This is a genomic window from Cyanobium sp. ATX-6F1 (assembly GCF_047395825.1).
Classification (GTDB): Bacteria; Cyanobacteriota; Cyanobacteriia; order PCC-6307; family Cyanobiaceae; genus ATX-6F1.
This window is the reverse complement of the sequence record NZ_JBCEBF010000002.1, coordinates 65,165-76,234: the sequence shown is the minus strand read 5'-3', so window position 1 is coordinate 76,234 and position 11,070 is coordinate 65,165. Positions and strand designations below refer to the sequence as shown.

Genomic DNA, 11,070 nt, shown 5'->3' with positions numbered 1-11,070 from the left:
GCCATGGCCAGCGGTAACGGCACCATCAACGGGAGGCTGGTGGTGTTCGCGGCGCTGATGACGGCAGTCCTCGGAGCCCTGTTCGGTTTCACCCTGCGCTACCTGGGCCAGCCCGATCTGGGCCAGCCACGTTTTGAGAGCGCCTTCTACCAGGATTTGTACCACTGGTTCCCTCTGATCGGCGCCGGCCTGGGGGCGGTCTTCGGCGCCGGCTTCGCGGTGGTCAGCCAGACGGCGCGGGCGCGGCAACGGGCGTCGTCGCGTCGTCGAAGCCGGCGGTGATCAGCCGTGCCATGAAGATGTTGCCGATCTTCATGCCGTAGGGGGTGCTCCACCAGCGCCGCGGCAGGGCACCCTCGGGCAGATCAGTGGCATCGGCCTCCGGCGCTGCCGGGGATTCAGCCTCGGCCTCCGCTGCGTCATCGGGATCGGCAAGCAGGCCGTTCGGGTCCCAGCCCACCCGCCCGCAGAAGGCCCGAAAGCGTGCCCCATCCTGGGCGATCAGCGTCTCGAGGCTGCCCCCCAGGGAGCGGTAGATCCGCAGCTGGGCGCTGAAGCCGTAGTGGCTGCCGCTGGCGTCGCGCCAGAGCCGGTCGATGATCTGCAGGGGTGTGCCGGGGCAGGCTTCGATCGCCTCGGGCGTGATCTCGTCCACCGTGCTGCCGAGGTAGTCGTAGAGAACCCGCGTCGTTTCCCGGTCGGCAGCGTTGAAGCGGCCCTGGGCCAGCAGTTCCCTCAGCTTGGCGAAGCGCACCACGTCGGAGACAACGCTCAGACAGGCCTCGTGTTCCCGCAACTGGGCCTCGGTGGTCTCCAGCCGCCGGCTGAGAGCCGCCAGGGCGGCCTCCAGTGCGGCGACCCGCTGCTCGCCAGGGTCGGTCATGGGTGAAGAGGGCTCGTGCTGCCCATGGTGCGCACTCCATCCTGCGTGCTCAGGGAGGCCGTGGACCACCAGCGGGAATCAGGGCTCATGGCGCGGGGGTGGTGGGGAAATCCAGCACCGAGAAGAACAGGGGGAACTGATTGGCGCGGGGCGCTGGGGTGGGCAACAGCGTCTGGTTCCAGGCCCCTTTGAAGCCATAGAAGGCGTCGGCCTGTGCTTCTGGGATCTGACCCGCCAGCTGGAACTGGTCGATCACGTAGGGCAGGCCATCGGAGCCCAGGCTGGGCCCACGCATCAGGTGGAAATGCAGGTGGGGCGCCGAGGAATTGCCGCTGTTGCCCAACAGGCCCAGGGGCTGGCCGCGCCTGACCCGCTCGCCGGCGCGCACCCGCACCGATCCGGGCTGCAGGTGGGCGTAGACGGCGTAGGCCTCAGGGCCCACCTGCAGGATCACGTGGTTGCCGAGCACCGTGGCCAAGGACACCGCGCTGGGGGCCGGCAGGTTGGGGGGCACCTGCTCCGGCAGGTCGTTGCGGACATCGACGACGGTGCCATCGGCCACGGCGATCACCTCGGCGCCGAAGGAGGGGTAGCTGCCCACCTTGCTGAGGTCGCCGTTGGCGAGGCGCCCCTGGCCATCGAGACGCATCCAGTCGATGGCGAAGCGCTGGGCGAAGGCGAGCCGGCCATCGATCGGCAATCCCGTGCTGCGGTGGCCCACATCGGAGCGGCAGCAGCCGTTGATCGCCACCCAGCCCTTTCCGCCCAGGGGTGGTCCGAGCACGAACAGTTGGGGTTCGATGGCGATCGGCGCGGCGTCGTAGCTGACGGGGCCCGCCTTCCCCGGAGCCGGGCCGGTGGAACCACTGACCTTCAGCCGGTGTAGGAGCCGGGCGGGCAAGGGACCGCCGGGTGGAAGGCTGAGATTGATCAGCACCAGCCGGGCCTGGTCGAAGGGGATCACGGGATCGGCGGCGGCGCTGTTGCCCAGAGTGCGCAGGCGCGGGAGCAGCTCAGGCCCCGTGAAGCTGGCCAGCACGCGCTCGGGGCGCGTCCCATCGCGCACCTCGAGGGACTCCAGGCGGGCGGGGCTGCGCGTGGCATTGAGCAGCTCGAGTTCGTAGACCAGATGCCGTTGCCCATCCACCCCTGGCACCGCCGGGGCCAGGGGGTGAGGGCGCGAGCGACCACGGGGGTCCACAGGGGGAGCCTGGGTTGCTTCAGCCACCGCGCCCCGACTGGTGGGTCTGATGATGGTCGGCAGCGGGATGGCAATCGGGGGGGCATCGGCTGAGCCCAGATCGGGGCAGGCCCCAGCGCGAGCAACCCCCCGAGGGCCGCGAGGGTCAGGGGCGCGCCGACGGACGTGCCATGGCGACAGCAGCAGGCAGGAACCAACCTAGGGAAGGCCGCTGAACGGCAGGTTCAGGCAGGCCTGGATCGTCGCCCCTAGATGGCTGTGGCCTCGGATCGCTCCTGGGCCGCCAGGCGCCGCCCGCAGCGCCCCAGGCCATCGCGGCAGTCGCCCTCCATCAGCAGCCCCGAGCCGCCCCAGATCAGCCGTGGCCCCAGGTCCAGCACCCCCGCCCCCAGCTCCCGCAGGGGCGCAAAGCCCAGCCCCCGGAAGTAACGCACCAGGCGCAGGTGCTGGCGTGCGTCGTCGCGGATCGCCAGCAGACGGGCGCGGCGGCAGGGGCTGGCCTCCAGGGCCCAGGCGAAGGTGGCGGCCCAGATCAGTGGTCCCACCCCGGCGGTGTCGTGGCCCTGCACCCGCATCGTGTCCAGGTGCAGCCCGCGGGCGGTGGGCAGGGCCCAGCCCTTCAGCTCCCCCAGCAACAGGGGTGCCTGAGCGGGCCTGGGCCTGGCCACCACCACCCGCAGACCCCGCAGGGCCGCGGGCCCCGTGGGGCGCATTCGCAGCAGCAGCCCCCGGGCGGCGGCCATGGCCTCGATCGACTCCAGGGTGAGCGGAGCTCCAACGACAGCGGCCTCGATCATGGGTAGGACTCCACGGCCACCACCGCGTCGATCGGCAGAGGGCCGTGGATGTGGGGAAACAGCTCGACGCCGCCTGGGGCCGCCTCCAGGGCCAGGGGCACCGCCAGGCGGGCCGGGTCGATCACCAGTTGCAGCAGCTCGGGGGCATCGACATAGAAGCGGGCGTGGGTGGCCGCCAGCTGGTGCTCGAAGCTGGCGTGGATGAACCCCACCTGCTCCAGCGAGAGGCCGCGGGTGGAGCGTTCGTAGACGCCGGCGCGTTCGGCGGCTCGCCACTCCTCGGCCAGGGCCAGGTGATGGATCAAGCGCCCCTTGGGGAACAGCCGCGGCGACTCACCTGGAGCCCAGGGCGGCTCCCGCTCCATCACCACCGCCAGCTCGGGGCTGGCCAGAAAGCGTCCCAGCCAGGTGTGAAGGGGGCCAGATCGGGGAGGCGATCGAACCAGCCGGCATCGGCCTGGCGGAACTGGCGCACGAAGGGCAGCAGGGCGATGTCGGCCAGGGAGGGGCGCCCCCCAGAAGCCAGCCCCCCAACTCCAGCCGGGCGTTCCAATCGCGCAGGATGTCCAGGGTGGCCTGGCGGTGGGCCAGGGGATCGGCGCCGGCGAAGCGATGGGCGTACTTGTAGCGATCCAGATGGACCTTGAACGTTCCATCGTTGGCATCGATCAGGGCGGCGATCTGTGCCCGTTCGTTTGCGGCGGCCGGGCCGTCGCCGGCGCGGCGCCAGTCGCCGGGATCGTGCTGGCCCAGGGCCCAGGCCATCACCGCCAGGCTCTCCTCGATCACCTCGCCAGTGGGGAGCACCAGCACCGGCACGGTGCCCTTGGGGAGGCCGCGAGCATCTCGGCGGGCTTGGCCTTCAGCTCCAGCTCCCGCAACTCCACCAGCAACCCAGCGGCTTCGATCGCCAGCCGAGCTCGGATGGCGTAGGGGCAGCGCCGAAAGCTGTAGAGGATCGGCAAGCATGGGCTCACCAGGGGCGCCCGTCCTTGTGGCTGAACCGCCAAGCTCCCTCCACCAGCTCTGCCGTCAGATCGTCGTCGGGGTAGCTGGCGCCGTCGCCGGGGCTGCGGTCGCCGATCTCCAGCAGCACCACATCCACCGCCGTACGGTTGACCAGATGGTGGGCGTTGCCATCGCCGGCGGCAAAGCCCGCCGCCAGCCCCGGGGCAAGTTCCCGCTCGCCGTGATTGGTGATCAAGGTGGGGTGGCCCTCCAGCACGTAGACGAATTCGTCCTGCTGGCTGTGGGCATGGCGCAGGGCGGTGCGGGCACCCGGCGCCAGCCGCGTCTGGTTGACGCCGAAATTCCGCAGCCCAAAGCTCTCCCCCAGCACCCGTTTCTCCCGGCCCGTCATCAGGGCAGCGAATGGGGCGGGGTAGTGGCTGCCCCGGGGGCGTGGCGGCGCCGCAGCGGCCCAGAGGGCCCTGGGCCCCAGGTCGGGCTCCAGCCAGCTACGGCGCGCCTCGATCGATTCCAGGCGCCCGCGGCTGTAGGCGGCCAGGGGCCAGTCGCGCTTCGCCAGGGGGAAGCGAGCAGGGCGGCCAGGGAATCGGCCAGGGGCCAGCCGGGGTGGCGGGCGATGTGGCCACCCACCCCGCGCAGGAAATGGACCGTGAGCGTTTCGTGGTAGCCGGAGTGATCGCTGTTGGCGGTGCCGGTGGCTTCGTTGTAGGCGCGGATGCGGGTGCGCAGGTGTTCGAGAGCAGCGTTGAACGGGCGCTGCTCCAGGGTCTTGAGGGCCACCACCAGGTGGGCTTCGTGGGTCCAGCGGGCCCGGGGCAGGGTGCCGGCTTCGAAGGCCACCACCAATGCCTCAATCTCCGCCGCAGTGGAGGGCAACTCCAAGCTGCTCTCGGGGTGCCAGTGCTGCAGGGAGGGCTCGGCCATGGCGATCAGTTCGCGGGGCTGACGCCAAGGCTCACGCGCACGGGCATGGCGGGGCCCTTGGGCTGGAAGCTGCGCTGGGGCTCGACGCGCTCCAGGGTCAGGGCCTGGCCCTGGAGCACCAGCCGGCTTGTCATCGCTGGGGTTTGAAGCGGAGGCTGGCTCAGCACCACCTGCCGGAGCGGTTGGCCCGGGGCCTCGCGCACCCCCAGCGTCGCCGCCACGTAGCCCGCCCAGACGCATTGCACACCCTTGGGGCAGCGGTGATCCTGCACCGACTCCAACCTGACGGTGGCGGTCGTGCCCGGCACGGCCACGGTCTGGCCCAGGCCCAGCAGCAGCAGGATCAGGGCCGTCGTGCTCATGGCTCCACCCGGGCGCTGCGCTGCCTCTTCCTCTCCAGCTGTCGCTGGCGCTCGGCAAACCGCTGGCGATCGCTGTGGCTGAAGCGGCTGAGGCAATGGCGGCAGCTCACCCCCACCACGTAGCTCTCCAGGGCGCGATCCTCCGGGCCCAGGGGCAGCCCGCAGGCATGGCATTGGCTGTGGGTGCCGGGCTGGAGACGGTGGTTGAGGGCCACACGCCGATCGAACACGTAGCACTCGCCGTGCCAGCGGCTGCGGGCTTCGGGGGTGTCTTGCAGGTAGCGCAGGATGCCGCCCTGCAGCTGGTGCACCCCTCAAAACCCTGCTGGCGCAGGTAGGTGGTGGCCTTCTCGCAGCGGATGCCGCCGGTGCAGAAGAGCGCCAGGCGCTCGGGCTGGCGCTCGGCCACCAGGGGGCGTAGCTCCTGCTCCACCCAGGCGGGAAAGTCGCGGAAGCTTTCGGTGCCGGGATCGATCGCCCCGTCGAAACTGCCGATCGCCACCTCATAGGCGTTGCGGGTGTCGATCACCAAGGTGGTGGGATCGTCGATCAGCTCATTCCAGGCTTCCGGCGGCACGTTGGTGCCCGCGCCCTGGGCTGGGTCGAGCCCCTCGATGCCGAGGGTCACGATCTCGCGCTTCAGGCGCACCTTGAGCCGCTGGAAGCTGGCCACGGTGCTCCAGCTGGTCTTCAGCTCCAGCTCCGCCAGGCCGGTGCCCGATCGGAGTGCTCTCAGCAGGGCCTCCACCGCCTCCGGCTCACCGCTGATCGTGCCGTTCACCCCCTCTGGGGCCAACAGCACCGTGCCGAGCACGCCTTTGGCGCGGCCCAGCTGCTGCAGCTGCTCGCGCAGGGCCGACAGGACTCCAGCGTTCAGGGCACCGAAGCGGTAGAAGGCCGTCACCTGCTGGGCCGCTGGCGCTGCGCTCAACAGGGGAGCGGCCTCAGCCAGGGGGCACCTCCAGGGTCTTCACCCCCGCAGCGGCCAGCAGTTCCCGATCGGCTTCCACGGCGGGGTTGCTGGTGGTGAGCAGGGTGTCGCCGTAGAAGATCGAATCGGCCCCCGCCAACAGGCACAGCAGCTGGGCCTCCCGGTTCATCTGCTCGCGCCCGGCGCTGAGTCGCACGCGGCTGAAGGGCATCAGGATCCGGGCGGTGGCGACCATGCGCACCAGATCGAGGGGATCAAAGGAGGCCTGATCCTCCAGGGGGTGCCCTCCACCGCCACCAGGCCGTTGATCGGCACGCTCTCGGGGTGGGGATCCAGATTTGAGAGCACCTGCAGCAGGCCGGCGCGGTCCCGCACCGATTCCCCCAGGCCGATGATGCCGCCGCAGCAGAGGTCAATGCCGGCGGCGCGCACGCGGCCCAGGGTTTCGAGCCGCTCCTGGTAGCTGCGCGTGCTGATGATCTGCCCGTAGTGCTCGGGGCTGGTGTCGAGGTTGTGGTTGTAAGCGGTGAGACCGGCTTCGGCCAACCGCGCCGCCTGGGTGTCGGTGAGCATGCCGGCGGTGACGCAGGCCTCCAGCCCCAGCTCCCGCACCCCCGCACCATCGCCAGCATCGCCTCGAAGGGGGCGCCATCGCGGATGTCGCGCCAGGCCCAGCCCATGCAGAAGCGGTGGGCGCCGGCATCTTTGGCCGCCTGGGCCCGTTCCAGCACGGGTTCCACCGCCAATGTGGGCCGTGCGCCCACGTCGGCGCTGTGGTGCATCGACTGGGGGCAGTAGGAGCAGTCTTCTTCGCAGCCGCCGGTCTTGACGCTCAGCAGGGAGGCCAGCTGCACGTGGTAGCCAGGGTTGGCGGCCCGGTGCACCTGCTGGGCCTCGAACAGCAGATCCATCAGCGGCCGTTGCAGCAGCGCCAGGATCTCGGCGACGCTCCAGTCGTGGCGCAGGCTGACCGCGGCGGGGCTGGCGATGGAAGTGGCGATCAAGGCTGGCGCTCTAGGGGCAGGGGTCGACGCCGCCGAAACGGCGCTGGCGGCCCTGGTAGTCCAGCAGGGCGGCCACCAGGGCGTCCTGGCCGAAATCGGGCCAGAGCACGTCGGTGACGTGGAGCTCGGCGTAGGCCAGTTGCCAGAGCAGGAAGTTGCTGATGCGGAATTCGCCGCTGGTGCGGATCAGCAGATCGGGGTCGGCCTCGCCGGCGGTGTGCAGCCCGGCGGCGAAGGTTTCTTCATCAATGGCGGCGGGATCGAGTTCGCCCCGGGCCACCTGCTCCGCCAGCCGGCGGGCGGCCTGCACCAGCTCGCGGCGGCCGCCGTAGTTGGTGCAGACATTGAAGTGAATGCCGGTGTTCGCCGCGGTGCGGGCGGTGGCGTCGGCGATCAGCTCCTGCAAGCCCGTGGGCAGCTGGTGCAGATCCCCAAGAAAGCGGATGCGCACCTGCTCCTGCTCGAGCGCCTCGATTTCCCGAGCCAGCACCCGCTCGAACAGCGTCATCAGGAAGCTCACCTCCTCTCCGGGCCGGTTCCAGTTTTCGGTGGAGAAGGCATAGGCGGTGAGCGCCCCGATGCCCCAGTCGCTGCAGAGCCGCAGGGTGCGCTTGAGCGCCTGCACCCCTTCCCGGTGGCCCAGCACCCGCGGCAGCCCCCGTTGGCGGGCCCAGCGGCCGTTGCCATCCATGATCACGGCCACGTGGGCGGGCAGCCGCGTTGGATCCAGAACGCTGGGCAGCACCAGCTGGGCCGGGAGCTCGGTCGTCGCTCCTTTGGCCGAAAACGGTTCGGTGGTCGCCAGGGAGCGACTCATTCGCGGGGTTCCGGCTTCTCCGGCGTCAGGCTACGACCCCCGGGAAGGGCCGCCAGCGGTGCCGGGGGACTCACTGTTTTGGCGGGGGCCTTGGTCTCGCCTTTGGGGGGGTTTGGTGGCCGCCTTGGCCGGGCCTTTGGCGCTGGTGGCGGCGGCCAGGGCGGCGCTGAGCAGCTCCTGAAGCCGGCTGCTGGTGATCGGCCGCTCCAGCCGCCCCTGACTGGCCAGCGAAAGGGTGCCTGTCTCCTCGGAGACCACCACGCAGAGGCAGCGGTCAAAGCGCTCGGTGAGCCCCAGGGCCGCCAGGTGGCGGGTGCCGTAGCGGTTCTCACCCTGGCGCGAGAGCGGCAGGATCACGCCGGCCGATTCGATGCGGTTGTCCTTCAGCAGCACCGCCCCGTCGTGCAGGGGGTGTCACCGGCGAAGAGGTTGAGCAGCAGATCCACCGACAGCTGGGCATCGAGGCTGATGCCGGGATTGAGGAAGTCTTCCGGGCGAAGGTCGCTGCCGAGATCGAGCACGATCAGGGCACCCCGGCGCGCTTTCGAGAGTCGGCCCGCCGCATCGGCCAGCAGGGCGGCGGTGCCGGCGCCCATGGATTGGGCGCTGTTGCTGCCGAACAGCACATCGAGCCGACCGGTGCCCAGCAACTCCATGAGCCGACGCAGCTCCCCCTGCCAGAGGATTGCCAGGGCCAGGCTGCAGGCCAGCACCACCGCATCCACCAGCTTGCTGGTGAGCGGGAGGTTGGCGTAGCGCTGCACGAACCAGGCCAGGGCCACCAGAAAGAGATAGCCGCGCAGCAGCCAGAGGGTGCGGGGTTCGTTGACCCGCGACAGCAACAGAATCCCCAGGGCGGAGGCGAACAGAAGATCCAGCAGCAGCAGGCGCGCGTCCCAGAGGTGCTGCCAGATCACGTTTGCGGCCCCCTCCTGCGTGGGCTCAGGTTACCGGCGAGAACCGTTCGGGCAGGAGGTCGTAGCGCAGCAGTTCCTCTGGCTGTTCACGGCGCTGGACCAGCTCCGCCAGACCGCCCCCCACCAGCACCGTCGCCGGTCGGGGGATGCGGTTGTAGTTGGAGGCCATCGAGGCGTTGTAGGCGCCGGTGGCGAAGACCACCAGCACATCGCCCGGAGCCGCGGGTGGCAGGGCCAGATCCTTGAGGAGCACGTCGCCCGATTCGCAGTGCTTGCCCGCCAGGGTCACGGTTTCGCTGGCCTCGGCCTGGGGCCGGTCGGCCAACACGGCGGTGTAGGCCGACTGGTAGGTGATCGGACGCGGGTTGTCGCTCATGCCCCCATCCACCGACAGGTAGGTACGCAGGCCCGCGATCTCCTTGCGGCTGCCCAGCTCGTAGAGGGTGACGCCCGCCGTGGCCACCAGGGAGCGTCCCGGTTCGCACAGCAGCCGGGGCAACTCCAGCTGGCGTTCGCGGCAGGCCGCCGCCACCGCTTCGGCCACGGTGCGCACCCACTCTTGGATCGACGGGGGTCATCGGAGCTCACGTAGCGGATGCCCAGGCCGCCGCCCACGTTCAGGTCCGTGCAGGGGTGGCCGAGGGAGCGGGCCAGGGCGAGGGCATCGGCCATCACCCCGGCCAGGTCCTGGTGGGGCTGAAGCTCGAAGATCTGGGAGCCGATGTGGGCGTGAAGCCCCCGCAGGCGAGCCCAGGAACAACCCGCCAGGTGACGCAGCACCGGCTCCAGCTGGTCGGGATCGAAGCCGAACTTGCTGTCGAGGTGGCCGGTGCGGATGTACTCGTGGGTGTGGCACTCGATGCCGGGGGTGAAGCGCAGCAACAGCGGCACCGGCTCTTCGGGGCTTGCACCGAAGGCGGGGGCCAACCCAGTGAGAAGTTCGATGTCGCGCCAGTTGTCGAGTACCACGGTGACACCGTGAACCAGCGCCAGGGCCAGCTCCGCTTCCGATTTGTTGTTGCCATGAAAGACGATGCGCTCGGCGGGCATGCCCCCTCCAGGGCCGTGAGCAGCTCGCCGGCGGAGACGGCATCGAGCCCCAGTCCCTCGGAGGCCACCAGGGCGCTGATCGCCAGGCTGCTGTTGGCCTTGGAGGCGTAGAGGGCCAGCGACGGGCCGGGGTAATGCTCGAGCAGGGCTTCGCGGTAGGCGCGGCAGGTGGCCCGCAGGCTGGCCTCATCGAGCACGTAGAGCGGTGTGCCGTAGCGGCGGGCCAGCACCGAGAGGGCCACACCGCCCACCTCCAGGCGACCTTCGGCGTCAAGCTGGGTGGTGATCGGGGTGAGGTTGCGGTTGGGGCTGAGCAGGTCTCGGCCGGCCTCATAGGGGCGGCCCCCGGCCTGGGTGGCGCTCAAGGTCACGATTTGAGTGGTCACGGCTTCACCGGCATGCTCCTGTTCGCTGGCGACAGTCGTTTCACCCGGTACTGCCGTGGTCATGGGGTGGGCTCCGCAGCGAAGACTGAATTCGAACCAATCTACGAACGACCGGCGGACCCGATGGTGAGCGGTGAACGTCCCCGTGCCCCCCTGGGCCACAGCAGCGGCCATCCCATGGCACACCAGGCGGCCCGCCCCAGCCTGAGGCTCCCTTGAGCGCCGCAGGCCCAACGGGGACCGGCGGCCCCTGGAGGTTCGAACGGGCGAGCTTGGGGAGACCCACCTGTTCGCCTGCCGTGCCCTCGATCGGTCCGCCCTGGGCGGCTTCTGGAGCGAGGGCCAGTGGGCCACGGAACTGGCCGATCCGCGCCGGCCCTGCCTGGGGCTCTGGCAGCAGGACTCCCTGGTGGCGGCGGCCTGCGGCTGGCTGATCGTCGATGAGCTGCACATCACCCTGGTGGCGGTGGATCCCGCCCAGCGGCGCCGCGGGCTGGGCCGGCGGGTGCTTGAGGTGCTGCTGGGGCGCGCCCAGGCCCTGGGGGCGGAGCGCGCCACTTTGGAGGTGGCCGCTGACAACGCCGCCGCCGTGGGGCTTTACGGGTCGCTGGGATTTCACACCGCTGGCCGACGTTGCCATTACTACCGCGATGGCCGGGATGCTCTGATCCAATGGCGCCAGCTGGGGCCAAGGGCCGTCTGAAACCGACGGTTCGACAGGTACGGATTGCCGACCATTGTTGTTGCAATCACCCCCCATATTTCCGGGTGATTCGTTGTTGTTTTCGCTTGGGTCGCTCTAGGCGTGGCAAGGGTTCTGGCCATTCCG

12 protein-coding genes and 4 pseudogenes are annotated in these 11,070 nt (G+C 70.2%); 2 read left to right on the top strand and 14 right to left on the bottom strand.

Features of this window, described 5'->3' with window-relative positions:
* Positions 1-3 precede the first annotated feature (3 nt).
* Positions 4-282, top strand: coding sequence for a hypothetical protein (locus tag AAF143_RS10145; RefSeq protein WP_255010481.1), 279 nt, complete (start codon positions 4-6; stop codon positions 280-282).
* Here the strand turns inward: AAF143_RS10145 and AAF143_RS10140 are convergent.
* From AAF143_RS10140 to lysA, 14 genes and pseudogenes are all read right to left on the bottom strand, one after another.
* Positions 224-883 (bottom strand): GUN4 domain-containing protein, encoded by a 660-nt coding sequence (locus AAF143_RS10140; protein ID WP_255010474.1) that lies wholly within the window; start codon positions 881-883, stop codon positions 224-226. The two genes, AAF143_RS10145 and AAF143_RS10140, sit on opposite strands and share 59 nt — an antisense overlap.
* An 85-nt stretch (positions 884-968) precedes the next feature.
* Positions 969-2,111, bottom strand: a complete 1,143-nt coding sequence (locus tag AAF143_RS10135) for a M23 family metallopeptidase (protein WP_414026970.1) — start codon at positions 2,109-2,111, stop codon at positions 969-971.
* A 221-nt stretch (positions 2,112-2,332) separates the two neighbouring features.
* Entirely contained in the window at positions 2,333-2,881 is a 549-nt protein-coding gene (locus AAF143_RS10130) for a hypothetical protein (RefSeq protein ID WP_255010467.1), read from the bottom strand.
* Positions 2,878-3,246, bottom strand: a complete 369-nt coding sequence (locus tag AAF143_RS10125) for a DUF952 domain-containing protein (protein ID WP_414026969.1) — start codon at positions 3,244-3,246, stop codon at positions 2,878-2,880. The genes AAF143_RS10130 and AAF143_RS10125 overlap by 4 nt, the downstream gene beginning before the upstream one ends.
* A complete protein-coding gene (locus AAF143_RS10120; RefSeq protein WP_414026968.1) occupies positions 3,215-3,700 on the bottom strand; it encodes a hypothetical protein in 486 nt (161 codons plus the stop codon). The genes AAF143_RS10125 and AAF143_RS10120 overlap by 32 nt, the downstream gene beginning before the upstream one ends.
* Positions 3,667-3,846 carry a glutathione S-transferase N-terminal domain-containing protein gene (locus AAF143_RS10115; protein ID WP_414026967.1) on the bottom strand — a complete coding sequence of 60 codons (180 nt, stop codon included), beginning with the start codon at positions 3,844-3,846 and terminating at the stop codon, positions 3,667-3,669. The genes AAF143_RS10120 and AAF143_RS10115 overlap by 34 nt, the downstream gene beginning before the upstream one ends.
* Positions 3,847-3,854: 8 nt before the next feature.
* The gene (locus AAF143_RS10110; protein ID WP_255010575.1) at positions 3,855-4,241 is read right to left on the bottom strand and encodes a cupin domain-containing protein; all 387 of its coding nucleotides are present in this window, start codon (positions 4,239-4,241) and stop codon (positions 3,855-3,857) included.
* Positions 4,241-4,774: a hypothetical protein gene (locus tag AAF143_RS10105; protein ID WP_414026966.1), complete on the bottom strand. Its 534-nt coding sequence runs from the start codon at positions 4,772-4,774 to the stop codon at positions 4,241-4,243. The genes AAF143_RS10110 and AAF143_RS10105 overlap by 1 nt, the downstream gene beginning before the upstream one ends.
* 5 nt (positions 4,775-4,779) lie before the next feature.
* Positions 4,780-5,136 carry a hypothetical protein gene (locus AAF143_RS10100; RefSeq protein WP_255010461.1) on the bottom strand — a complete coding sequence of 119 codons (357 nt, stop codon included), beginning with the start codon at positions 5,134-5,136 and terminating at the stop codon, positions 4,780-4,782.
* Positions 5,133-6,070 (bottom strand): annotated as a pseudogene (locus AAF143_RS10095) (rhodanese-related sulfurtransferase). The gene AAF143_RS10100 and the pseudogene AAF143_RS10095 overlap by 4 nt, the downstream one beginning before the upstream one ends.
* A gap of 10 nt (positions 6,071-6,080) precedes the next feature.
* Positions 6,081-6,978: pseudogene (gene bioB, locus AAF143_RS10090) on the bottom strand (biotin synthase BioB).
* Positions 6,979-7,081: 103 nt separating this feature from the next.
* Positions 7,082-7,888 (bottom strand): isoprenyl transferase, encoded by an 807-nt coding sequence (locus AAF143_RS10085; RefSeq protein ID WP_255010457.1) that lies wholly within the window; start codon positions 7,886-7,888, stop codon positions 7,082-7,084.
* A gap of 30 nt (positions 7,889-7,918) precedes the next feature.
* Positions 7,919-8,805 (bottom strand): annotated as a pseudogene (locus tag AAF143_RS10080) (diadenylate cyclase).
* Between the two features lie 25 nt (positions 8,806-8,830).
* A pseudogene (gene lysA, locus AAF143_RS10075) lies at positions 8,831-10,220 on the bottom strand (diaminopimelate decarboxylase).
* A 271-nt stretch (positions 10,221-10,491) separates the two neighbouring features.
* Between lysA and AAF143_RS10070 the strand changes: the two are divergent.
* The gene (locus tag AAF143_RS10070; RefSeq protein ID WP_255010574.1) at positions 10,492-10,944 is read left to right on the top strand and encodes a GNAT family N-acetyltransferase; all 453 of its coding nucleotides are present in this window, start codon (positions 10,492-10,494) and stop codon (positions 10,942-10,944) included.
* Positions 10,945-11,070: the final 126 nt, after the last annotated feature.